The sequence below is a fragment of the uncultured Methylobacterium sp. genome (assembly GCF_964242245.1).
GTDB lineage: Bacteria > Pseudomonadota > Alphaproteobacteria > Rhizobiales > Beijerinckiaceae > Methylobacterium.
The window spans coordinates 13,617-35,923 of the sequence record NZ_CAXTBY010000020.1 but is presented as its reverse complement, the minus strand read 5'-3'; the positions used below and the strand labels follow the sequence as shown (position 1 = coordinate 35,923).

The following is a 22,307-nucleotide window of genomic DNA, read 5'->3' as shown; positions in this document are numbered from 1 at the left end:
TCGATCCACCGCCCTCCGAACCCCATGCGCCGCCTGCTCGTCGAGGAACCCGTCACCCGCGCCGGCCCCCTCGCGCGCTGGATCGCCCTGTTCTCGCTCCTCGTCACGGCCATCGCGATCGTGCTGGTGCGCGATCCGCGGGCGGAGGCCGGGCCGGCGCTGGCCGCCCTGGCGGCGGGGCTCGGCATTGCGCTGGTCGCGGTGCTGCTCGCGGCCTTCGCCTGCGTCCGGGTCTGGCGCGAGGGCGCGCGGGGCCTGGGCGCGGCGCTCTGGGGCCTCGTCCTCGCGATCCTCGTGCTGGCCTACCCGTCCTACGCGGCCCTGCGCGGTCTGCGGCTGCCGGCGCTGACCGACGTCACCACCGACATCGGCGATCCGCCGGCCTTCTCGCGCTCGCGCACGGCGTTCGCGAGTCGCGGCGGGCGCTATCCCGACGATCCCGGTCCGGCGGCCCGCGAGCGCCAGCGCGCTGCCTACCCGCAGATCGCGCCGCTGACGCTCGACATCGGGGCCGACGAGGCGTTCGAGCTCGCCCGCAAGGCGGCGGTGAACCGGCGCTGGCAGATCGTCGAGGCGATCCGTCCCGGCGGACGGATCGGCAACGGGCGGATCGAGGCGGTCGCGCGCAGCCTGATCCTCAACCTGCCCGACGACGTCACCGTGCGCGTCCGGCCCCGCGCGGACGGGGCGCGCATCGATGTCCGCTCCGCCTCGCGCCTCGGACCCCGCGATTTCGGCGTCAACGCGGATCGCATCCGCGCCTACCTCGACGAGGTGGCGAACCTGGCGCTGGCGGTGAAGTAGTCTCCCGGCAGTCTCGCGCGGAGGCCCGTCGCTCTCCGCATCGGCGTCCGGCCCGGGCACGGCTGCCCGCGGATCATCGTCGAACAGGCCCTGCCTCCTGTGTCCCCGGGAGACCTCGGCGCGCTAACCCTAATCGTAAGCCAAGAGACAGGAATGGCCGGGACAAGCCGACACGCGCGTTCCCACCTTCGAAGACCGTGATCGTGTTCGTGCCTATAAAGCTCTTGCTGCGCGCCCGACGGTGATCCGATGCGGCGGACGGCAGAGATCGCAGGGTCCGGCCATGTCGAGCGCTACCTTTTCGAGTCCTTCCGGAGCCGCGTTCCAGGAGGACCGCGGCGTGCGCGTCGCGGTCGACGGGTCGCTTCTGTCGAGCAGCGACCGCAAGGAACTCGAATTCTGGTCGAACGATCGCGGCGAAGGCCCGGACGCCGACCTCTTCGAGAACGTGATCTACAAATCCCGGGTGATGATCGCCTTCCGATCACTCCTCGATCGCCTGCGGATCAGGCCGGGCGAACGCATCCTGGAACTCGGCGCCGGGCACGGCTGGGCCAGCATCATCGCGAAGTCGCAGGTTCCGGACGCCTACTTCGTGACCACCGATCTCAGTCACGACGCGGTCCGCAATTCCGCGAAGTACGAGACCCTGATCGGCGCGAAGATCGACGAGAAGTGGGCCTGCTCCGCCGTGTCCCTGCCGTTCGAGGATGCCCGGTTCGACCTTGTGTTCTGCTTTGCCGCCTTCCATCACTTCATCATCGGCTCGCGATACGACGCCGTCCTGTCCGAGGTCCATCGCGTCCTGAAGCCCGGCGGGCGCTTGGTGATGCTCTACGAGCCGTCGTCGCCGCGCTTCATCTACGACCGGGCCAAGCGCCGAACCGAGCGGAAGCGGCACTTCGCCAGCGTCGATGAGGATGTCATCCTGCTCGACAGGCTGGAGAGCGACGCGAAGGGCCTGGGGCTCGATATGAAGGTCGAGCATCATCCGGAATATCAGCAGCGCTCCAGCATCGCCGCAACGGTGTATTACTTCGTTCTCTCGAAGATTCCACGCCTCCAGACCATGCTGCCCTGCACGGTGAACGTCACGCTCACCAAGCCGCGATGCGTCCGCCGTAACGATCGCGGGCCGTCACGCCCACGCGACGATGCGGCGGCCGATCGGGTTACGACGCGCTAAAGCGCTCTCCGCCGAAGTGGACGCCGGTTCGGCGTAAGAGAGCGTTTTAAAACAAAGACTTAGATCCGTGGCCGATTGCAGCGCGATCGGGCACCGCTCTAAGCCTGTCCGGCACCTCCCTCAGCCCGCGGTCCCCGCGCGCCCGAAAACCCCATCGAGGCGTGCGCCCCCTTCCGTCGCCACGAGCCCGCGCTCCACCAGATCCTCGAGGTGGGCGAAGACCGAAAGCGCCGCCGCACCCCTGAGCCGCGGGTCGAGCCCCTGGTAGATCGCCGCGACGATCGCGGGGATCGTCGTGTCGCCGGCCGCGATCCGCGCGAGAATCGACGTCTCGCGCCGGCGGCGATGGTTGGCGAGCCCGCGCACGTACCGGCGCGGATCGCGCACCGGGCCGCCGTGGCCCGGCCAGTAGACGCCTTCGCTGCGCCCGCGGAGCTTGTCGAGGGACGCCATGTAGGCCCGCATCGCGCCGTCCGGCGGCGCGACGATGCTCGTCGACCACGCCATGACGTGATCGCCCGAGAACAGCGCGTTCTCCTCTGGGAGTGCGAAGGCGAGGTGGTTCATGGTGTGGCCCGGCGTCTCGATTGCGACGAGGCTCCAGCCCGCGCCGGAGAGCCGATCGCCCTCGCGCATCGCCCGGTCGGGGACGTGGAGGCGGTCGGCGCCGGCATCGAGCACCGCGACCTCGCCCGCGGCGAGGTCGCGGGCCGCACGGTGCGGGCCGCAGCCCACGATCGGCGCGCCGGTCCTCGCCCTGAGGAGGCGCGCGCCCGGCGAATGGTCGCGGTGCGTGTGCGTGACCACGATGGCCTCGACCGTCTCGGCTCCGAGGTCGGCGAGCAGGGCGGCCACGTGCGCGGCATCGTCCGGTCCCGGATCGATCACCGCGACGCGGCCGTGCCCGACCACGTACGTGCAGGTGCCGCTTCCGGTGAAGGGGCCGCCGTTCGGCGCGACCCGGCGGCGGATGAGGGGCGTCAGCGACGCCATCCGACCGGCCATCGGCAGCGCCGCCTCGAAGACCGGCGCGGAATCCGCACCGGAGCCCGTCTCCGCCATCGTCCGCTCCGCCCTGTCGCGACTTCGATCGACTGGCCCGATCGGGGCCGGGCTACGCCATCGTGCGCGATCGGACAATCATTCCGACGGCTGCGATCCCGTTATGGGTCGCTCCGGCCCTGACGAGGCCATCAGCGGATGAAGGGCGAGGGGGTGACGACGCGGATCTGGGCGAGGTCGCCGACGGGACGCTCGGGGATGCGGAAGCCGTCGCCCGCGGACGCGACCTGAACGAGGCTCGGCCGACCGGCGGCGCGAAGGGTCCGGCGGAACGCGCGGGCCTCGGCCTCGCGGTGAAGGGCGCCGACCTTCGCCTCGATCTGCCGGTTCCTGCCCTGCGTGAGCGATGCCTGCCGGAAATCCACCAGCGCGACGGAGCCGGAGCGGAGCCGCGTCACCACGTCGGCGCTGTCGGCGGTGGCGACGACGTCACCGTTGCGCAGCGTCTGGTCCCGGGTGACCGGCAGGGACGGCGCTCCCTTGGGCGGCTGACAGGAGCAGTTCGCCACGCGGCGCTGCCTGTAGATGTTGGCGAGCGCCGAGGCGCGGTAGGGCAGGCCCTGCGGGCTCACCGCCCGATCGAGCTCGGTCTCGCCGGCGGCCAGAGTGTAGACGCTCGTCGAGGCGCCCGGGCAGGCGGCGCCACAGGCCGCTTGGTGCACCGGCATGTCGGCCCGCGCCCCGAGCTTGCCCAGCGGGAACAGGTAACCGTCGCACATCCGAACGCAGACCGTCTGCTGCCCGGTCGAGGCCACGGAGACCGGCACCGCTTCGCGGGCAGGCCCGCGCCGGCTTGCGCGGCGCGACCGGCCGACCGACAGGTCCACCACCGGCCGCGGCGTGTGGTAGACCGGGCGCGCGGCACCGAGCCGGCGTCCGTCGGGCAGGTTGGCGTAGCGTCCGGGCCGGTGCGCGGGCACGACCTCCGGCCGGGCCGGGCCGCGGAAGATCTCCTGGAAGAAATCGAAGATCCCGCCAGGCTCGGAGGCGTGGACGAGGCTGGAACCGACGGTGACGCCGCCGAGCCCGAGGATCAATCCGGCTGCTGCCGTGCCGATCATCTGTCGCCGCGTCCCGCCTGATCTGAGGGCCTGCCGCCAGCGCGCCCAGAACGTCATTCCCAACATCCGAGCGCCCGTATCCGCAGGACCGGCCCGGTGAAAGCTTAGGCGGTCGATGGCGACTTAAGGCAGCCCGGCGGTCTGCGGCAAGTGCGGAAGACAACCGACATGGGCACGCCACTGCAGATCAGGACTGCATGCCGCCGCAAGCGCGAATGCGAATTAGGCACCTGCACCGGACAAGCAGCCGCCTCGACTGCGCGCGTGCCCGGTAGAGCAGCTTATCAACGCTCCTGATCCGGAACAGACCGCGTTCACGGGCGGGTACGCCTGCAAGCCTCTCCGGGATCGGTGCGTCGGAGCCCTGAGGCCGGTCCGTTTCCACACGACGTGGAAAGCCTTCGCGCGGATGATCCCCCTTGAGAGATGATCCTCCTGGGGATAAGCTTCGTCGGCATGAAAAAAGCCGCCCCGGAGGACGGCTTGCGCTGGTGCCGGCTGCGGTCAGCGGCGCGCTTTGAATCCCGATTGGCGAACCCGCACCGGAACGAGTTGCGCCTCCGGCTTCGGCAGGATGGCGGCGAGCAGGTCGTCGGCACCGCGCACCACGGCCTTGACGGCGACCGTCAGGGTGTCGGCGAGGCGCTGGACGAGGGCGGCTGTTCTCATCGCAAATCTCTCGGGCATCGGGGTTGCTCCGTGAACGTCGGGCCGGACCTATCTGTTCCGGAATGCCGACGCGTGAACCGGTACATGGCGACGCAAGCTTGGTTGCAGGAGAGGTCCGGCTTCGGAATTTGCGGCGCCTGATCCGATGAGTCCGCACCACCCGCTCCGCATCCCGCTCGCGGAAAGCGAGTTTTTGCCGTGCGCGTCATTCGATGGGAAGGAACCGAAGCAATGAGGTGACGTTCTTGCTGTCAGAAGGTCGCGGCCTGATCCGCAACCATGATGTTCGAGGACTACGCCAATGCTCGGTTGGGCCGTAACATTTCTCGTCGTGGCCCTCGTGGCCGCCCTGCTCGGTTTCGGCGGCATCGCCGGTACGGCGATGGAAGCCGCAAAGCTGATCTTCTTCGTCGCGATCGTTCTGTTCGCGATCTCGGCCGTGATCGGCCTGATGCGCGGCCGCTCCCCGACGCTCTAGATCGCACGATTACGGCCGCGGCAGGTCGTCCTGCCGCGGCCGTTGGGCGAGGTAAGCCGTGTTTCCACGTCGTCTTACGGATCGGGTTGACGGGTCTCAAGACGTTCGATGAGTTCGCGGAACCGGTCGGGAACAGGCTGCTGAAGAACGTTGTCGTACATCGCGCGCAGATGGTTGCCGAGGCGCAGCTGCGTCTGGTCGCTCAAACCCTTCGATCGTGTAAGCATCGTCCGATCGGGTGATCCTGGCGCGTCGGCTGCGGCACCTGCTCCCTCGTGTAGGCGGCGCGTGACGGCATCGCGCGGAACGTCCGCGTTGTCAGACTCCATCATACCCCCACATCCCCTTGATGCGATGCCCATGCCGGCATCGCCGCATTGTCTTGCGGCTCGACATACGTCATGGCTGCACCAGCAACGCCGACGCACGCGGCCGGTTCCGCCCCCTCGGAACGGAGCCGTTGCCGCCGCGTTGGGCCGCAGGGCACGACAAAGGCCGGCAAGGCACAGGGGATCGCATGTCGACATCGCAACTCGTGGTGCAACACCTGCCGTACTTGCGCCGCTACGCGCGGGCCCTGACCGGCAGCCAAGTGGCCGGGGATGCCTACGTCGCGGCGACCCTCGAGACCCTGGTCAACGAGCCCGATACGCTGGGCCGAAGCACCAACGTCAAGGCGGATCTGTTCCGAGTCTTCACGCGCATCTGGAACTCGCTGTCCGTGAACGGCCGCACCGAGCAGGTGGAGCATGACCTTCCGGCCGAGGTGCGGCTGGGTCAGATCACACCCCTGCCGCGTCAAGCCTTCCTGCTATCGTGCCTCGAAGGCTTCTCCGAGGAGGATGCCGCGATCATCCTCGACGTCGACGTGAGCCAAGTGCGCGACCTCGTTGACGAGGCCGGGCGCGAACTCGCCGCCGACATGGCCACCGACATCCTGATCATCGAGGACGAGCCGCTGATCGCCATGGACCTGGAGGCCCTGGTCGAAGGCCTCGGGCACAACGTCATCGGCGTCGCACGCACCCGAACGGAAGCGGTCAAGATCGCCTCCGAGAGCAAGCGCCCCGGCCTCATCCTGGCCGATATTCAATTGGCGGACGGCTCGTCGGGCCTCGATGCCGTCAACGACCTGCTGAAGACCTTCGAGGTCCCGGTGATCTTCATCACCGCCTACCCGGAGCGATTCCTCACCGGCGAGCGACCGGAGCCGGCCTTCCTGATCGCCAAGCCGTTCCAGCCGGCAAACGTCTCCGCCGTCATCAGCCAAGCGTTGTTCTTCCAGCAGACCGCCCGCCGTCGCGAGGCCAAGACCGCGTGATGACGACCGCCGGACGGCAATGACCCGACGACGGGCGTGCTTCCACGCGACATCGACTCGGACGCGCGAAAAACCCCGGCCGCGAGGCCGGGGTTTTTCGTTGTCGCCAGTTGGGATGAGCGCACAAAAAAACGGGCCGGAGAGCCTCCGACCCGCTGATAAGGTTCCGGCCGATGCACAAGGGGAATGCGGGGAGGACCAGTTGGCCGGGTGCTGTGAGAACATTCGGCCGAGCGAAGGGTTCCGATGCCGCACGCTTTTTCAGGCCGGTGTGACCTCCTCGCCACTCTGTATCGGTGTGGACAGGCAGGTGCCGGGGCGCACCTCACCACAATCCAGGTCCGAATACTGATTTCGTCGAAAGCACGGCAGTGAAGGAACCGGGACGCGAAAGAGGCGTTGTCGGAACATCCTGTCAAGCTCCGATCTGGAGATCGCGACGATGTTTCGGTCCGGCTTCATCCTCGGCGTGAGCGCCCCGGCCGCGTTGCTCACGCTCCTCGTGCATCCGATGGTCCGCGCGCATGCCGACCAGTGGGTCGCACCTCAAGGCATCGTCGTCGTCGCGCCCGCGGCGTTCGCACCGCTTCCCGGCATGCGGCCGGTCTCGACCGCCATCAACCCGACCCGCCTCGCCAGCCTGCAGTCCGATCAGAGCCGCGCCGCGCCGCCCGCCGTCGAGACGGCGCAGGAGATCGGCACCAAGCCCCCGCTCAAGCCGCGCCGCACGATGCGCGAGGGCTGCGAGGCCGCCCTCAGCTCCCTGGTCGGCCCGGAAGCGCGGCGCATGACGCCGGGCCGCTGCATTTCCTGATCTTTGAAACGATCGACGATCTGCGCAGTCGAACGTGAAGACCCGCTCCACGGGATGGAGCGGGTCTTCACGTTCCGTCGCGTTCAGCTTCGTGATGCAGAAAAGTGGCGCCTACCCGTCACCGGGTAGGCGCCACGGAACGCGATGAGCGAAAGGCTACTCGGCGCCGTCGCGGCCCGTGCCGGTTGACTGACCACCCTTGCGGCCGGCGGACGAGGCCAGTTCGCGATCCTGCGAGAATGAACGCTTCTCGGCCGGAACGCTGCGACCGCCCTTGCTGGCGATCTCCCGCTGCCGCTCGAGGTCCATGGACGCGAAACCTCGCTTCGAGGTTGAATTGCCGGATGCCATCAGCTTCTCCTCAGGCTTCTCTTCACCCTGTCACAACCTTCGCCAAGATCCGAAGGTTCCTCTCACGCTTCGGGTCCAAGCTTAGCCGCAACTGCGATCTGGCAGTCGCGTTGGGAGGGACGCGTGCCGTGCGCGGACAACTTGGCCGCAGGCGCCGATGAGGTGTTTTCCACATGACGAACCGCGAAATGGCGAAGGGTGCGACGAAGGTGCAGGCCGGAACCGAGCCGCAGTCGAACCGGACGCCCCTGCCGCCGATGCCGGCTCCGGAGGACAGCGCGACGCCGGCCACGGACCGCGAACCGATCGACTCGCCCCAGCCGAATCCGAGTGGCGGCCGCGAGCCGCCGACGCCGGAGAAGCCCGGCCTCGCGACCAAGCGCTGATCCCGAATCAGGCGCGCCCCGGGCGCCGGCTCAGGAGGAAGATCCCGAGGGCGATGGCGAGCACCGTCAGCATGGCGGCGATGCTGAGGATGCGCTGGATCAACGGCGTGTAGATGCCGCGCACGGCATCGTAGCCGTAGCAGAGCAGGGCAAGCCTGTCCCCGAGGCTGCCGGTTCGACCCTCTTCGGCCTCGACCAGGGCGAGGCGCAGGTCGCGGCCGTTCAGGGCCAGCGGCGAGAGGACGCGGGCGACGCGGCCCTGGCTTGTCAGCAGGAAGGCCGCCGCCGGATGCGCGAAGCTGTCGGTGGCCGCGTCGAAGACGAAGCGGTAGCCGAGCGCCCGGGTCAACTGCTCGATGGCCGCCGCGTCGCCGACCAGCGCTGAGGCCTTCGCCGCGAGCATCGGCAGGGCGAGGTCGGCGTCGAGCATGCGTCGGGCGTCCCGCGCGTCGTCGCGCGCGTCGATGCCGACGAGGACGAGACCGTAATCGCGGCCGGCGACGAGACCGGTGGCCACGAGCGCCGCGCTCGCCATCGCCAGCATCGGATCGCAGACGTTGCCGCAGGTGTAGTCCACCGGCAGCATAAGGACGGCGCGCCCTGCGATGGCCTCGCCGAGCGTCACCGTCCGGGCGTTGGCGGTGTCCGTGAAGGCGAGGTCGAGGGGCACGCGCGCGTCCGGGGCCGGCGCCGCCGCGACGCGGGACAGTTCGGTTTGATTGAGGCGCGCGACGGCGGGACCCGCGCCGAGACCGAGGCAGGCGAGGATCGCCGTCCGGCGCAGGGCAGGGCGGACCTGAGGGGCTCGAGGCATCGTGCGTCTCCCGTCGCTCACGCATGCCCGAGGCCGTACCACGGCGCATCCGGGTCAAGCCGACGCAGGACGCGGCGCGCAACGCAGGGCTGGACAAGGGGACGCCGAGCCGCATGGATAGGCGGGCGCCGGTATCGCCTCTCATCAGACCCGGCACGGTTCGCGTCCCGGAGCCCGTTCATGACCCTCGACACCGAGGTCTCGTCCTTGCGGCAGGTGCCGCTGTTCCGGGAGGTCGAGCCGTCGCGCCTCAAGCTGCTGGCGTTCACGAGCGAGCGCGTGCACTTCGAGGCGGGCCAGAAGTTCTTCACCCGCGGCGACGTGGCCGATGCCGCCTACCTGATCCTGGACGGAAGCGCCGCGGTCACCATCGATGGACCGGGCGGTCCTGTCCACTTGGCGCTGCTGGGCGCCAACGCGCTCGTCGGCGAGATGGGCATCCTGGCCGACCAGCCGCGCTCCGCCACGGTCACCGCCGAGACCGCCGCGACGGCGTTGCGCATCGACCGCGGCGTGTTCCTCGAACTCCTGGCGCAGTTCCCGCAGATCAGCATCGCGCTGATGCGGGAACTGGCCCTGCGCCTGGAGCAGACCAATCAGGCCCTGGCGGAGAGCCGCGGCTAGGACGCCGCGTCGGCGAGCCGGCCGGCGCGGAGGGGAGCCTCACTCTGGGTAGGTGATGAACTCGATCAGCGATCCATCCGGATCGCGGACGTACACGCTGATGCCGGCCCCGGCAGCCCCCCGGCGCTCCACCGGCCCGCGCTCCACCGGCACGCCGCGGGCGGCCAAGTGCGCCATCGCCGTCTCGATCGTGCCCGACCAGCGGAAGCACAGGTCGCTGCCGCCGGGCATCACCGGCTTCTCGGCCAGCGGTTCGGGGTCGAGCCCCGGCCCGTGGCAGTTCAGTTGCACCCCGCCGAAGCGGTAGACGAAGCCGGCGCCGGCCTCCATCACCTCGGCGCCCACCACGTCGCGGTAGAAGGCGTTGGCGCGCGCCCAGTCGGTGACGTGGATAACGCAGTGGTCGAGGTGGACCGCCGGTCGCAGGGGCGTTCCGGGCAGGATCCCCTCGGTGCCGGGAAGGGTCAGGGTGTCGGCCATGGCGTGCCTCGTCTCGGGACCGGTGACGGGGACATAGGGCGATCCGCCGTGCCGAGCGAGGCGTGGCCGGAGGTGGACCGCGGGGCGCTTCGCCCGCGCTGCGGCGCAAAAGTCACATCGTCCGGGCCGGGGAGAGGGTAGTCAGGACTCGACGACCAACCCGATGGTGAGGCCCCATGCACACCCGCCGGATCCTGCTCGCCGCGCTCCTGACCGCACCGCTGGCCGCCTGCAACCCGCGCGGACCGGTCAACGTCGCCGCGACCGACGACGAGGCCGCGTGGTACGTCGGCACGAGGCCGGACAAGCCCTTCGACGTGCCGCTGGTCGACACCGGCCGCCTCGATCCGAAGTACCGCCGGCAGGTGGTGAGCTACGCCGGGCCGGAGCGGCCGGGCACCATCGTCGTCGACATCGACCGGCGCCAGCTCGCCCTGGTCCAGGCCGACGGCACGGCGGTGCAGTACGGCGTCGGCGTGGGCAAGCTCGGATTCTCGTGGAAGGGCGAGGCCCGAGTCGGGCGGAAAGGGGTCTGGCCGGACTGGAGCCCGACCACCACCATGGTCTCGCTGCACCCGGACATCGACCGCCAGCGCAAGGGCGGCCTCGACAACCCGCTCGGCGCCCGCGCCCTCTACCTCTACCAGGGCAACCGCGACATCCTGTTCCGCATCCACGGCACCAACGAGCCCTGGAGCATCGGCGAGCAGATGTCGTCCGGCTGCATCCGCATGCTCAACGAGGACATCGTCGACCTCTACGAGCGCGTGCCGGTGGGCACGCAGGTGCTGGTCAAGCGCAACGGCCGCTACCGCGCCTGACGGGCACGCTCGGGATCGCCGGGGCCGAGCCTGGGGCAGGTCCGAACCGTGTCTCGCGCTCGGCGGCTTGACCGGCCGTGACGCTGGGCGGAGCCTGCGCCGTCACGATGTGCCGGGGAAAGACGATGCCGAACGCGACCGAAGTCATCACCCTCCACCACGCGCCCAATACCCGCTCGACGGGGGTGCGGGTGCTGCTGGAGGAACTCGGCGCGCCGCACCGCCTCAACGTGCTGAACCTGAAGGCCGGCGAGCAGCGCGGGGCGGCGCACCTTGCCGTCAACCCGATGGGCAAGGTCCCCGCGCTGACCCATGGCGGCGCGACGGTCGCCGAGCAGGCAGCCTGCTACCTCTACCTCGCCGATCTGTTTCCCGAGGCCGGCCTCGCCCCGGCGCCCACCGATTCCCTGCGCGGGCCGTACCTGCGCTGGATGGTGTTCTACGGCTCGTGCTTCGAGCCCGCGGTGATCGACCGGGCGATGGAGCGCGAGCCGCCGCCGCGGATGATGTCGGCCTACGGCGACTTCGACACGGTGCTGGCACAGGTCGTGGCGGCCCTGACGCCGGGCCCGTGGCTGCTGGGCGCGCGGTTCTCCGCCGCCGACGTGCTGTGGGGTTCGGCGCTGGGCTGGACCGTCGGCTTCAAGCTGGTCCCGGAGGAGCCCGCGATCATGGCCTACCTCGCCCGCTTCCAGGCGCGCGAGGCCGCCAGGACGATCGCCGCGGATGACGCGCGGCTCGCCGCCGCCCAGGAGCCGGCCGCCGGTTAGCGGACGAGCAGCGCCGCGAAGCGCGCGACGAGGCGCCGACCGACCTCGTCCTTGTCGAGCCGCGGCCACGTCTCGACCGTGCCGTCGCGGGCGATCAGGTGGACCGTGTTGGCGGTGCCCCCCATCACCCCGCCGGCCGCCGAGACGTCGTTGGCCACGATCAGGTCGCAGCCCTTCCGCGCGATTTTTTCGCGCGCGTGGTCGAGCACCGTATCCGTCTCGGCGGCGAAGCCGACGACGAGGTCCGGGCGTCCGCAGGCGAGGCCGGCGATCGTGGCGAGGATGTCGGGGTTCTCGACCAGCGCCAGGGGCGGGGGCGCCGCACCGTCCTTCTTGATCTTGGCCCCTTGCGCGTTTTCCGGACGCCAGTCGCCGACGGCGGCGGCGAACACCGCGATCGTCGCCGGAAGCGCCGCCTCCACCGCCGCCAGCATCTCCCGCGCGGTCTCGACCCGCACCACGGTGACGCCCGGCGGATCGGGGATCGCGACCGGCCCCGAGACCAGGGTGACCGCGGCGCCGGCCTCCGCGGCGGCGGCGGCGATGGCGTGGCCCTGGCGGCCGGACGAGCGGTTGGCGATGAACCGCACCGGATCGATCGGCTCGTGGGTCGGCCCGGAGGTGACGAGCACGCGGCGCCCCGCGAGCGGCCCCGTCGTCTTCACCGCGCGGCCCGACAGGACGCCGAACCCGGCAGGCTCCTCCGCCTCGATCAGCATGGCCGCGAGCGCCTCGGCGATCTCCACGGGTTCGGCCATGCGGCCGGCGCCGGTCTCCGCCTCGGCCATCGGGCCGGCATTCGGGCCGACCACGCGGACGCCGTCGGCGACGAGGGTCGCGAGATTGCGGCGGGTGGCGGGGTGCGCCCACATCGCCACGTTCATCGCCGGGGCGATCAGGATCGGCAGGGTGGTGGCGAGGAGCACCGTCGCGGCGAGGTCGGGGGCGTGGCCGGTGGCCATCCGCGCCATCAGATTGGCGGTGGCCGGCGCCACCACCACCGCATCGGCCTCGCGCGCGAGCCTGATGTGGCCGATCTCCGCCTCGTCGGCCCGGTCGAACAGGTCGGTGTGGGCCGGCCGGCCCGCGAGGGCGGCGGCGGCCAACGGCGTCACGAATTCCTGCGCGCCCTGCGTCAGCAGCGGGCGGACGGAGGCGCCGCGCTCGCGCAGGCGCCGGATCAGGTCGAGGGACTTGTACGCGGCAATGCCCCCGCCGATGATCAGGAGGACGCGGCGGTCGGCGAGCGGCTTGGTCATCGCCTCATCAGGGCGTCTGGCGATCGACGCGTCAATCCCGGCCTCGCGGGCGCGGCTCAGGCGGCCGCGGCCGCCCGGCGCCCGGCCCAACGGTCTATGATTGCGTAGAGCTCGGCGCGCTTGAACGGCTTGCCGATGTGATCGTCCATGCCGGCGGCTCGGAACCGCTCGACCTCGGTCGGCAGGACGTTGGCGGTCATCGCCACGATCGCCACCGCGCGGGCGGGATGGGCGAGCGCCCGGATGCGGCGCGTCGCGGTCAATCCGTCCATGCCCGGCATCTGCACGTCCATCAGCACGAGGTCGTAGGCCCTGGCCTGGACCGCCGCGACCGCCTCGGCGCCGTCGGCCGCCACGTCGACGGCGTGCCCCGCCCGCTCGATCATCGCACAGGCGATCTCCTGGTTGATCGCCACGTCCTCCACGAGGAGAATCCGCGTTCCGCGCGCGGAGGTCCCCTCCGGTCGCCGCGGCGCGACCTGCGCCGGTTCCTGCCCGCGGGGAAGCCGAAGGGTGAAGGCGAAGGTCGAGCCGCGGCCGACCTCGCTCGCCACGCTGATCGCGCCGCCCATCAGTTCGATCAGCTCTTGCGAAATCGCCAGCCCGAGGCCCGTCCCGCCGAACTCGCGCGCGGTCGAGCCGTCGACCTGGGAGAAGCGCCGGAACAGGCGGTCGAGCTTGTCCGCGGGGATGCCGATCCCGGTGTCGGAGACTGCGAAGCGCAGGGTGCAGGCCTGCGCGTCGCAGGCGAGACAGGCCACGTCGAGCCGCACCGCGCCGCCCTTCGTGAACTTGGTCGCGTTGTTGAGAAGGTTCAGCAGGACCTGCCGCAGGCGGTTCCCGTCGCCCACGAGGGCGGTCGGGGCGCCCGCGCCGATCGCGGCGTCGAGGCTGAGCCCCTTCGCGCGGGCGTTGATCGCGACGATCGCGGCGGCCTCGTCGACCAGGGTGGCGAGGTCGAACGGGCGCTCCTCGATGACGACGAGGCCGGCCTCGACCTTCGAGAAGTCGAGGATGTCGTTGACCACGGTCAGGAGCGCGCTGCCCGCTCCGTGGATGCGCTCGACGGAGCGGCGCTGAACGGGATCGAGGCCGCCCTGGTCCAGCAGGATGTCGGTGTAGCCGATGACGCCGTTGAGCGGCGTGCGGATCTCGTGGCTCATCGAGGCCAGGAACTCGGTCTTCGCCTGGTTGGCCTGCTCGGCCGCGCGGCGCATCGCCTCCAGCTCGCGGGTGCGCTCGGCGACGCGCAGTTCGAGCCGCTGGTTGGCTTCGGCCAAGCACTGGTCGCGCTCGGCCACGGCCTGCCACATGCGGTTCAGGGCGGCGGCGAGGCGGCGCAGTTCGCTCGTGCCCTCGAGCGGCAGGACCGGCGCGGAGGCGGGCGCGCGGGCCAGCGCGTCCGCGGCATCGGCCAGCCGCAGGAGGGGGCGGCTGATCTGACGGCCGATCACCACCCCCAGCAGGGCGGCGGCGACCGCGAGGACGAGGCCGCCGAGGAGGAGCTGGTGCGCGAGCCGTTGGGCCGGGGCGAAGGCGATCTCGGCGGGCTGACGCACGAGGATCGTCCAGCCGAGGCCGGGATAGTCGTTCAGCCCCACCGTCCGGCTGGCGCCGACGAGGTAGGAGACGCCATCGGGCCAGGTCTCGATCGCGTGCGCGCCGCCCGTGCCGGCCCCGCGCCAGAGCGCGGCAGCCTCAGGCAAGACGGTGCCCTGCAGGTCGGCCGGCCCGAGGATGACGGCGCCGGCCCGGTCGACGACCAGGACGTCGGTCCCGGGGCTCTTGGCCGCGACGGGATCGATGAACGAGCGCGTGATCTCTCGCGCCCAGGTCCAGCTCAGGTGCGCACCGACCACGCCGTCGACCCGGCCCTCCGAATCACGCACGGGCGCGGCGACGTCGACGAAGCGCCACGGCGCGCCGTCGGCGGTCGGCGGGAGATACTTCTCCAGGAGGAGGGCAGCGTGCACGTCTCCCGCGAACGGAGCCTTGAGGCCCGCCTGGAACCACGGTCGCGCCTGGACCGTGGCGCCCTCGAGCACCCGCCCGGTCGAGGCCGTCACGACCCCGTCCCGGTCGGCGAAGCCGATCCAGGCATAGGCGGGGAAGGTCTGCCGCATGGCGTCGAGCCAGACCCGGCGCGCGTCGGGCGTGGGCGCCGCCGTCTGGGCGGCGGTGGCCAGGATGTGGATGTCACGCCACCGGGCGTACATGCTGCGGTCGAGGACGTTGCGCACCTGATCCGCCACGGCGGCCATCTCGGTGCCGATCTGAGCCTTGAGTCGCTCGCCCGTCAGGCGCTGCGCGACCCAGGCCCCGCACAGGGTCAGCGACAGGGCAAGGGCGGAGAACAGCACGGCGTGCAGGGTTCGGAGGCGCATGCCGCGTGTCTGCCTTGGAGGGAGAGAAGTGCTCTTGCCGCTGGATCCCTAAAGGTAGCAGCCGTGTCTGAAGATTTTCATGCACGCGGGATCGGGCGAAGACGAAGGGCCGACGCACCATCGTCAGCGGAACGCCAGCACCAGCGCGCCGACGGCGATGGCCCAGAGCGCAAGCGTCTGCCAGACCGCCTTGCGGCGCTCGCCGCGCGCGATGCCCTCCAGGCGCCGGGCCTCGCCGGGGGCAGCCTCGTCGAGGCGGAGCAGCAGGCGCTTGAGGCGCAGGGCAAGGTCGGGGACGTCGGAGACCACGTCGGCGAGGGTGCGGGCGGCGTGGGCGGCCCCCTCGATGCGGCCGACGGGGCCGAGGTTGCGGGCGATCCAGCCGCGCACCACCGGCTCGGCGGTGGTCCACATGTCGAGGCGCGGATCGAGCGAGCGGGCGACGCCCTCGACCACCACCATGGTCTTCTGCAGCATCACCAGTTCCGTCCGCGTGCTCATGTCGAACAGGGCGGTGATGTCGAACAGGAGGGTCAGCACCTTGGCCATCGAGATCTCGTCGGCCCGGCGCTGGTGGATCGGCTCGCCGATGGCGCGGATCGCCTGGGCGAAGTCATCGACCGAGTGGTGGGCCGGCACGTAGCCGGCCTCGAAGTGCACCTGCGCGACGCGGCGGTAATCGCGCAGGATGAAGCCGAGGAGGATCTCGGCGAGGAACCGGCGCTCGTTGCGCCCGAGCCGGCCCATGATGCCGAAATCGACCGCCACGAGCTTGCCGGCGGCGTCCACGAACAGGTTGCCCTGGTGCATGTCGGCGTGGAAGAACCCGTCGCGGATCGCCTGCCGCAGGAAGCTCTGGATGACGGTGCGGCCGACCGCGTGCGGGTCGTGGCCGGCGGCGGCGAGGTCGGCGGCGCTGTGCAGGCGGGTGCCGTCGATCCACTCGGCCGAGAGCACGTCGCGGGCGATGAGTTCCCAGTCGGGCTTCGGCACGCGGAAGTCGTCGTCCCCGGCCGTGTTCTGGGCGAGCTCCGAGGCGGCGGCGGCCTCCAGGCGAAAATCCATCTCCATCATCACGGATCTGGCCAGGATCTCGACCACCTCGCGGGGACGAAGCCGCTCGGCCTGGGGCGAGAGGACGTGGATCACGCGCGCGATGAAGCGCATCACCTCCACGTCGCGCTGGAAGCGCTCGCGGACGCCCGGCCGCATGATCTTCACGGCCAGCGTGCGCCGCGTCCCGTCGGGGTCCTGCACCACCGCCTTGTGGACCTGCGCGATCGAGGCCGCCGCCACGGGCTCGCTGAACGAGACGAACAGGGCGGCGAGCGGCTTGCCGAAGGCCGCCTCGACCACGCGGATCGCGATCGCCTGCGGGAACGGCGGCACCCGGTCCTGGAGCTTCTCGAGGTCCAGCGCCGCGCTCATCCCGACGATGTCCGGCCGCGTCGCCAGGAACTGACCGAACTTGACGTAGGACGGCCCGAGGCGCGTCAGCCCGGCCGAGAGCCGGGCCGCGCCCGTGCCGAGGCCGGGCCGCTCCAGCATCCGGCCGACCCTCAGGGCGAGGGCCAAGTGCGGCGGCAACTCGGACGGGTCGGCGAAGGCCAGCGCCCCCTCGCGCGCCAGCACGAAGCCGACGTGGATCCCGCGGGCGAGGTTGACGGCGGCGCCGATCATGGTGCGCTCTCGACGCCCACCCTCTCCCCTCTGCGGGAGAGGGTGGGCGTCGCGTCAGCGAGGGTCGGGAGAAGGAAGCGCGCTGTCCGGAACCGTCGCTCCCCTCTCCCGACCCGCTTCGCGGGCCACCCTCTCCCGCAGAGGGGAGAGGGATGCGCGCGCGGAGACGGTGTGAATTCGGATTGCGCGGCGACCGGCGTCACGAAACCTTCCAGCCGGAATGGATCGCGACGATGCCGCCCGAGAGCGGCCGGTGGGTGACGTGGCGGAAGCCCGCCTGCTCGATCATGCCCGCGAACGCGCCCGGCGTCGGGAACTTGCGGATCGATTCGACGAGGTAGCGGTAGGAGTCCGCGTCGCCCGCGACCCTGGCGCCGAGGCGCGGGATCACGTGGAAGGAATAGGCGTCGTAGATCGCGTCGAGGACCGGCAGGTCGACCTTCGAGAATTCCAGGCACAGGAAGCGCCCGCCGGGCTTGAGCACGCGCTTGGCCTCCGCCAGGGCCAACTCGATGCGAGGCACGTTCCGGATGCCGAACGCGATGGTGTAGGCATCGAACCGCGCGTCCGGCAGGGGCAGGGCCTCGGCGTTGCCGGTGACGAAGTCGATGCGCCCGGCATATCGGTCGCCCGCGCGCTCGGCGCCGACCCGCAGCATCGCCTCGTTGATGTCGAGAACGGTCACGCGCGTGCGCGGGCCGCCGGCGTCGAGGACGCGGAAGGCGACGTCGCCGGTGCCGCCGGCCACGTCGAGGTGGCGGAGCGGGCGCGTCCTGCCCGGGCGCAGCATCGCGATGAGATTGGCCTTCCAGGCCCGGTGCAGGCCGGCCGACATCAGGTCGTTCATCAGGTCGTAGCGCTTGGCCACGGAGCGGAACACGTCGTCGACGCGCGCCTGCTTCTCAGCCAGCGCCACGCGCTCGAACCCGAAATCGGTCTCCTGCGCGCCCGACGCGCCGTCCGCGGCCTTCATGCGTCCCCACCCGTCTGCCAGGGCCTCATAGCGAAGCCGGGCCCGATCCGCCATGCGTCGTAAGACGCGCCGACCGTTCATGCGTCGTAAGACGCGCGCGCCGGCGGAGCGGCGGGATTGCCCGGCCCGTCGCGCGACCCGATATCCGATCCGCGCCCCGACCGATCGCACCGCGAGGACACCCACGCCGCATGCCGGAGCTTCCTGAAGTCGAGACGGTGCGCCGCGGCCTCGCGCCGGCCATGGTCGGCGCCCGCTTCAGCCGCGTGAGCCTGCGGCGGGCCAACCTGCGGTTTCCGTTCCCGGAGCGGTTTTCCGCGCGGCTGGAGGGGCGCACGGTGGCGGGGCTCGCGCGCCGGGCGAAGTATCTCACGGCCGATCTCGACTCGGGGGAGACGCTCGTCATGCACCTCGGCATGAGCGGGCGCTTCGACGTGGCGATGCCCGACGGCAGCAACACGTCGCCCGGCGACTTCTACCTCGACGGCGCGCAGGGCACGCCGAAGCACGACCACGTCGTCATGGCGATGGGGAACGGCGCGACCGTGACCTACAACGACGCCCGCCGCTTCGGCTTCATGGACCTCGTGCCGACCGCCGGGCTCGCCGCGTGCCGGCACTTCGCGAAGATGGGGATCGAGCCCCTGAGCGCCGACCTCACCGGCGCGGCGATCGCCCGGCTGTTCCGGCACAGGATCACGCCGCTCAAGGCCGCCCTCCTCGACCAGCGCCTGATCGCGGGCCTGGGCAACATCTACGTCTGCGAGGCCCTGCATCGGGCCGGGCTCCATCCGGAGAGGCCGGCCGGCACGCTCGCGCGGGCCGACGGCGGCCCGACGCCGCAGGCGCGGCGGCTCGCCAAGGTGATCGGGCAGGTGCTTACGGAGGCCGTGGCCGCCGGCGGCTCGACGCTGCGCGACTACGTCCATCCCGACGGCAGCGCGGGTGCCTTCCAGCAGGCGTTCCGCGTGTACGACCGGGTCGGACTGGCCTGCCGAACCCCGGGCTGCGCCGGCGCGATCGTGCGGATCGTGCAATCGGGCCGCTCGACGTTCTTCTGCGCGACGTGTCAGCCGAGCGCGATGCCGGTCAGGGTCCTGCGCAAGCGCGACGCGGGCGGGCCGTGAGCGCATTCGCGGTCGCGCGCGGCGCCGAACGGCAATTTCGCCACAAACCGGCTTAGGGTCGGACGGCGTTCGGCCCTCAACACGAGACGGCTGCCCCGTCGCGCTGCGCGCCCGGTACACGAGCCTCATGGCCGGTGTGCGCCCGAGCAGGATTCCGATGTTCTTCCGCCGACGCAAGACGCACCTGCCCCAGCCGCCGTCCGCCTTCGACGAGCCGTCGCAGCCGAACCGGCTGTCGCCGCGCTCGCCCAACGAGGCGATCAAGCCGACCGCCGCCCCCCCGCCGCCGGAGCGGCCCGAGCGTCGCCGCGGCGGCCTGCTGGCCATGGTCAGCGGGCTCCTGACCTTCGCGGTGGTCGTCGCCATCGCCGCGATGCTCGGGCTGACGCTGTTCCAGCGCCAGGTTCAGGAGGCCGGCCCGCTGCCGACCGACAAGGTCGTGGTCATTCCGGTCCGCAGCGGCACCGGCGAGATCGCCGAGATCCTGCGGCGCGAAGGCGTGATCGCGCATACCGGCCTGTTCGAGTTCGCCGCTCGCTTCGGCGGACACCCGCCGCTCAAGGCCGGCGAGTACAACTTCAAGGCCCATGCCAGCGTCACCGATGCGGTCGACACGATGACGACGGGCCGGCAGGTCCAGCACGCGATCACCTTCCCCGAGGGACTGACCTCCGAGCAGATCGTGATGCGGCTGAACGAGAACGACGTTCTTTCCGGCGAGGTCGGCGAGATCCCCGCCGAGGGCGCGCTCCTGCCCGATACGTACAAGTTCGAGCGCGGCGCCACCCGGCAACGGATCGTGGATCTCATGAAGGAGAAGCAGCGCACGGTCCTCAGGGACATCTGGCTGCGGCGCAGCGCCGAGGTTCCGGTGCGCACGCCCGGCGAGATGGTGACGCTGGCCTCCATCGTCGAGAAGGAAACGGGGCGCGCCGACGAGCGCCCGCGGGTGGCCGGCGTGTTCGTCAACCGCCTCAACAAGCGAATGAAGCTGCAATCGGACCCGACCATCGTCTACGGGCTCGTCGGCGGGCGCGGCACCCTCGGGCGCGGCATCCAGCGCTCCGAGATCGAGCGGGCGACCCCCTACAACACCTACGTGATCGAGGGCCTGCCGCCCGGCCCGATCGCCAATCCCGGTCGTGCCGCCCTGGAGGCCGTGGCCAACCCGTCCCGGACCAAGGACCTGTTCTTCGTGGCCGACGGCACCGGCGGCCACGCCTTCGCCGACAGCCTCGAGGGACACCAGAAGAACGTTTCCCGGTGGCGGCAAATCGAGAAGAGCCGCCAGACCCCGGCCCCGGACGCGGGCGGCGTCGACAAGGCCGAGCCCCTGGCCGAGCCGGCGGCCGTGCCGGGCCGGGCCTCCGCCTTCGCGCCGGCCGGCTCGCCCGCGACCAACGCCTACGCGCTCGACGGCGCGACGATGGCGCCGGGCACCCCGCGCGCCCGCGCCTTCGACGCGTCGGAGGGCACCCGGCTCGATCCGCTCAGGAACAAGACCTACGATCTCGGCTCGCCCAAGACCGTGCCGGCCCTCAAGCAGCCGTAACTTCCAAGAGGCCGGGCATCGCTGCCGTCGGCCGATCCTCCACGAACCTGATCGAACGCGTGGCGCTGAACGATGATCGCGAGCATGACCGGTTTCGCCCGGGCCGCCGGCACCACCGGCCCGGTGCAGTGGGCGTGGGAGGTTCGCAGCGTCAACGGGCGCGGTCTCGACGTGCGGCTGCGGGTGCCGAACGGCTGCGACGCGATCGGCGAGGCGGCGCGCGCCGCGCTCCAGAAGGCGCTCGCCCGCGGTCAGTGCCAGCTCGCGCTGACCCTGACCAAGCCTGAGACCGCCGCGCGCGTGCGGATCAACGAGGCGCTGCTGGCGAGCCTCGCGCAGGCGGTCGCCCGCGTGCCGGTGCCCGAGGGGCTGGCGCGGGCGACGATGGACGGGCTGCTCGGCATCCGCGGCGTCGTGGAATCCGAGGCGGAGACGTCAGCCGATCCCGACGCGCTGGCCCGCGACTTGGCGGACGGCGTGGGACGGCTGGTGGCCGACCTCGTCGAGGCCCGTCGCGCCGAAGGGCGGCAGCTCGCAGCGGTCGTCGCCGGGCAGGTCGCACGGATGGAGGTGCTGACGCGAGCGGCCGAGGAATGCCCGGCCCGCAAACCCGATGCGATCCGCGCCAAGCTCGCGGCTGCGGTCGCGGCCCTCGCCGAGGCCGGTGCGCTCGACCCCGAGCGCCTGCATCAGGAGGCGGTGCTGATGGCGGCCAAGGCCGACGTGTGCGAGGAACTCGACCGCCTGCGGGCGCACCTCGCCGCGGTGAGCGATCTGCTCGCGGCCGGGGGCGCCGTCGGCCGGCGCCTCGACTTCCTGGCCCAGGAACTCGGGCGCGAGGCCAACACCCTCTGCGCCAAGGCCAGCGACGTGGCGCTGTCGCGAATCGGACTCGACTTGAAGGCCGTGGTGGAGCAATTCCGCGAGCAGGTGCAGAACGTCGAGTGAAGGCTTGAGTGTCGCGATGCGGGCGCAGACCACGGACGGGACGAGGCGACGATGACCGGGCTCGCACCGTTCGGTTCCGGGGCGATCGCCCGGCGGGGCCTGATCCTGATCCTGTCCTCGCCGTCCGGGGCCGGCAAGACGACGCTCACGCGGGCCATCGCCGACGACGGCGGCTGGGGACTCGACCTCTCGATCTCGGTGACAACCCGCACGCGCCGTCCCTCCGAGATCGCCGGGCGCCACTACCACTTCATCGCGCGTGAGGCCTTCGACGACCTGCGCGCGCGCGACGACCTGCTGGAATGGGCCGAGGTCCACGGCAACTTCTACGGCACGCCGCGCCGTCCGGTGGAGCGGGTGCTCGCGGCCGGCCGGGACATGATCTTCGACATCGACTACCAGGGCACCCGGCAGGTGCGGGCCAAGCTCGCCGAGGACGTGGTGACGGTGTTCATCCTGCCCCCCAGCATGGCCGAACTGCGCCATCGCCTGGAGCGCCGCGCCGAGGACACGCCGGCCACCATCGAGCAGCGCCTCGCCAATGCCCGCGTCGAGATCCAACGCTGGAGCGAGTACGACTACGTCCTCGTCAACGACGATTTGCAGAACGCCTTCGACGCCCTGCGGGGCATCCTGGCCGCCGAGCGCCTGAAGCGGACGCGGCGCACCGGCCTCGGCGCGTTCGTGGACGGGCTGCTGGCCGAAGCGGCGGCCGGCTGAAGCAGCCGTCCGGTTCCCGGGAC

24 protein-coding genes are annotated in these 22,307 nt (G+C 71.2%); 13 read left to right on the top strand and 11 right to left on the bottom strand.

The annotated features are described in order from the left end of the window. The first annotated feature begins 24 nt into the window (after positions 1-24). Both ACFE8Y_RS07185 and ACFE8Y_RS07180 read left to right on the top strand, forming a co-directional pair. Positions 25-804: a DUF1499 domain-containing protein gene (locus tag ACFE8Y_RS07185; protein ID WP_375463709.1), complete on the top strand. Its 780-nt coding sequence runs from the start codon at positions 25-27 to the stop codon at positions 802-804. A gap of 340 nt (positions 805-1,144) precedes the next feature. Beyond that, positions 1,145-1,990: a class I SAM-dependent methyltransferase gene (locus ACFE8Y_RS07180; RefSeq protein WP_375463708.1), complete on the top strand. Its 846-nt coding sequence runs from the start codon at positions 1,145-1,147 to the stop codon at positions 1,988-1,990. 120 nt (positions 1,991-2,110) lie between these two features. Here ACFE8Y_RS07180 and ACFE8Y_RS07175 read toward each other — a convergent pair whose 3' ends face one another. The 3 genes from ACFE8Y_RS07175 to ACFE8Y_RS07165 all read right to left on the bottom strand — a co-directional run bounded on the left by ACFE8Y_RS07175 (position 2,111) and on the right by ACFE8Y_RS07165 (position 4,782). Next, positions 2,111-3,052, bottom strand: a complete 942-nt coding sequence (locus ACFE8Y_RS07175) for an MBL fold metallo-hydrolase (protein ID WP_375463707.1) — start codon at positions 3,050-3,052, stop codon at positions 2,111-2,113. A 131-nt stretch (positions 3,053-3,183) separates the two neighbouring features. After that, complete coding sequence (locus ACFE8Y_RS07170) at positions 3,184-4,113, bottom strand: DUF2865 domain-containing protein (RefSeq protein ID WP_375463706.1); 930 nt, start codon at positions 4,111-4,113, stop codon at positions 3,184-3,186. Positions 4,114-4,617: 504 nt separating this feature from the next. Next, the gene (locus ACFE8Y_RS07165) at positions 4,618-4,782 is read right to left on the bottom strand and encodes a hypothetical protein (protein WP_375463705.1); all 165 of its coding nucleotides are present in this window, start codon (positions 4,780-4,782) and stop codon (positions 4,618-4,620) included. A 301-nt stretch (positions 4,783-5,083) separates the two neighbouring features. Here ACFE8Y_RS07165 and ACFE8Y_RS07160 point away from each other — a divergent pair, with 301 nt between their 5' ends. Continuing rightward, positions 5,084-5,260, top strand: a complete 177-nt coding sequence (locus tag ACFE8Y_RS07160; RefSeq protein WP_238184052.1) for a DUF1328 domain-containing protein — start codon at positions 5,084-5,086, stop codon at positions 5,258-5,260. Positions 5,261-5,334: 74 nt separating this feature from the next. Here ACFE8Y_RS07160 and ACFE8Y_RS07155 read toward each other — a convergent pair whose 3' ends face one another. Then, positions 5,335-5,466, bottom strand: coding sequence for a NepR family anti-sigma factor (locus tag ACFE8Y_RS07155; RefSeq protein ID WP_375463704.1), 132 nt, complete (start codon positions 5,464-5,466; stop codon positions 5,335-5,337). Positions 5,467-5,777: 311 nt separating this feature from the next. Between ACFE8Y_RS07155 and ACFE8Y_RS07150 the strand changes: the two genes are divergently transcribed. Then, positions 5,778-6,581 (top strand): response regulator, encoded by an 804-nt coding sequence (locus ACFE8Y_RS07150; protein WP_375463703.1) that lies wholly within the window; start codon positions 5,778-5,780, stop codon positions 6,579-6,581. A 442-nt stretch (positions 6,582-7,023) separates the two neighbouring features. Then, a complete protein-coding gene (locus ACFE8Y_RS07145; protein WP_375463702.1) occupies positions 7,024-7,395 on the top strand; it encodes a hypothetical protein in 372 nt (123 codons plus the stop codon). Between the two features lie 156 nt (positions 7,396-7,551). Here ACFE8Y_RS07145 and ACFE8Y_RS07140 read toward each other — a convergent pair whose 3' ends face one another. Continuing rightward, on the bottom strand, positions 7,552-7,746 hold the full coding sequence (locus ACFE8Y_RS07140; RefSeq protein ID WP_375455341.1) for a general stress protein: 195 nt from the start codon (positions 7,744-7,746) through the stop codon (positions 7,552-7,554). A 173-nt stretch (positions 7,747-7,919) separates the two neighbouring features. On the opposite strand from ACFE8Y_RS07140, the gene ACFE8Y_RS07135 reads away from it, so the two are divergent. After that, positions 7,920-8,132, top strand: a complete 213-nt coding sequence (locus ACFE8Y_RS07135; RefSeq protein WP_375463701.1) for a hypothetical protein — start codon at positions 7,920-7,922, stop codon at positions 8,130-8,132. Positions 8,133-8,139: 7 nt separating this feature from the next. Here ACFE8Y_RS07135 and ACFE8Y_RS07130 read toward each other — a convergent pair whose 3' ends face one another. Next, positions 8,140-8,946, bottom strand: coding sequence for an electron transporter (locus ACFE8Y_RS07130; RefSeq protein WP_375463700.1), 807 nt, complete (start codon positions 8,944-8,946; stop codon positions 8,140-8,142). A gap of 180 nt (positions 8,947-9,126) precedes the next feature. Between ACFE8Y_RS07130 and ACFE8Y_RS07125 the strand changes: the two genes are divergently transcribed. Then, entirely contained in the window at positions 9,127-9,570 is a 444-nt protein-coding gene (locus ACFE8Y_RS07125) for a cyclic nucleotide-binding domain-containing protein (RefSeq protein ID WP_375463699.1), read from the top strand. A gap of 39 nt (positions 9,571-9,609) precedes the next feature. Here ACFE8Y_RS07125 and ACFE8Y_RS07120 read toward each other — a convergent pair whose 3' ends face one another. Further along, positions 9,610-10,050, bottom strand: coding sequence for a VOC family protein (locus ACFE8Y_RS07120; protein ID WP_375463698.1), 441 nt, complete (start codon positions 10,048-10,050; stop codon positions 9,610-9,612). 176 nt (positions 10,051-10,226) lie between these two features. Here ACFE8Y_RS07120 and ACFE8Y_RS07115 point away from each other — a divergent pair, with 176 nt between their 5' ends. Further along, positions 10,227-10,871: a L,D-transpeptidase gene (locus tag ACFE8Y_RS07115; RefSeq protein WP_375463697.1), complete on the top strand. Its 645-nt coding sequence runs from the start codon at positions 10,227-10,229 to the stop codon at positions 10,869-10,871. A 125-nt stretch (positions 10,872-10,996) separates the two neighbouring features. Beyond that, entirely contained in the window at positions 10,997-11,641 is a 645-nt protein-coding gene (locus ACFE8Y_RS07110) for a glutathione S-transferase family protein (protein WP_375463696.1), read from the top strand. Here the strand turns inward: ACFE8Y_RS07110 and coaBC are convergent. The 4 genes from coaBC to ubiE all read right to left on the bottom strand — a co-directional run bounded on the left by coaBC (position 11,638) and on the right by ubiE (position 17,937). After that, complete coding sequence (gene coaBC / locus ACFE8Y_RS07105; protein WP_375463695.1) at positions 11,638-12,900, bottom strand: bifunctional phosphopantothenoylcysteine decarboxylase/phosphopantothenate--cysteine ligase CoaBC; 1,263 nt, start codon at positions 12,898-12,900, stop codon at positions 11,638-11,640. The genes ACFE8Y_RS07110 and coaBC overlap by 4 nt on opposite strands. A gap of 56 nt (positions 12,901-12,956) precedes the next feature. Next, positions 12,957-15,284: an ATP-binding protein gene (locus ACFE8Y_RS07100; protein WP_375463694.1), complete on the bottom strand. Its 2,328-nt coding sequence runs from the start codon at positions 15,282-15,284 to the stop codon at positions 12,957-12,959. A gap of 123 nt (positions 15,285-15,407) precedes the next feature. After that, positions 15,408-16,964: a 2-polyprenylphenol 6-hydroxylase gene (ubiB, locus tag ACFE8Y_RS07095; RefSeq protein WP_375463693.1), complete on the bottom strand. Its 1,557-nt coding sequence runs from the start codon at positions 16,962-16,964 to the stop codon at positions 15,408-15,410. Between the two features lie 199 nt (positions 16,965-17,163). Next, positions 17,164-17,937, bottom strand: coding sequence for a bifunctional demethylmenaquinone methyltransferase/2-methoxy-6-polyprenyl-1,4-benzoquinol methylase UbiE (gene ubiE / locus ACFE8Y_RS07090; RefSeq protein ID WP_375463692.1), 774 nt, complete (start codon positions 17,935-17,937; stop codon positions 17,164-17,166). Positions 17,938-18,128: 191 nt separating this feature from the next. Between ubiE and mutM the strand changes: the two genes are divergently transcribed. The 4 genes from mutM to gmk all read left to right on the top strand — a co-directional run bounded on the left by mutM (position 18,129) and on the right by gmk (position 22,284). After that, positions 18,129-19,064: a bifunctional DNA-formamidopyrimidine glycosylase/DNA-(apurinic or apyrimidinic site) lyase gene (gene mutM / locus ACFE8Y_RS07085; RefSeq protein WP_375463691.1), complete on the top strand. Its 936-nt coding sequence runs from the start codon at positions 18,129-18,131 to the stop codon at positions 19,062-19,064. A 157-nt stretch (positions 19,065-19,221) separates the two neighbouring features. Beyond that, entirely contained in the window at positions 19,222-20,616 is a 1,395-nt protein-coding gene (gene mltG, locus ACFE8Y_RS07080) for an endolytic transglycosylase MltG (protein WP_375463690.1), read from the top strand. Positions 20,617-20,700: 84 nt separating this feature from the next. After that, a complete protein-coding gene (locus ACFE8Y_RS07075; RefSeq protein ID WP_375463689.1) occupies positions 20,701-21,564 on the top strand; it encodes a YicC/YloC family endoribonuclease in 864 nt (287 codons plus the stop codon). A 51-nt stretch (positions 21,565-21,615) separates the two neighbouring features. Beyond that, entirely contained in the window at positions 21,616-22,284 is a 669-nt protein-coding gene (gene gmk, locus ACFE8Y_RS07070) for a guanylate kinase (RefSeq protein ID WP_375463688.1), read from the top strand. Positions 22,285-22,307 lie beyond the last annotated feature (23 nt).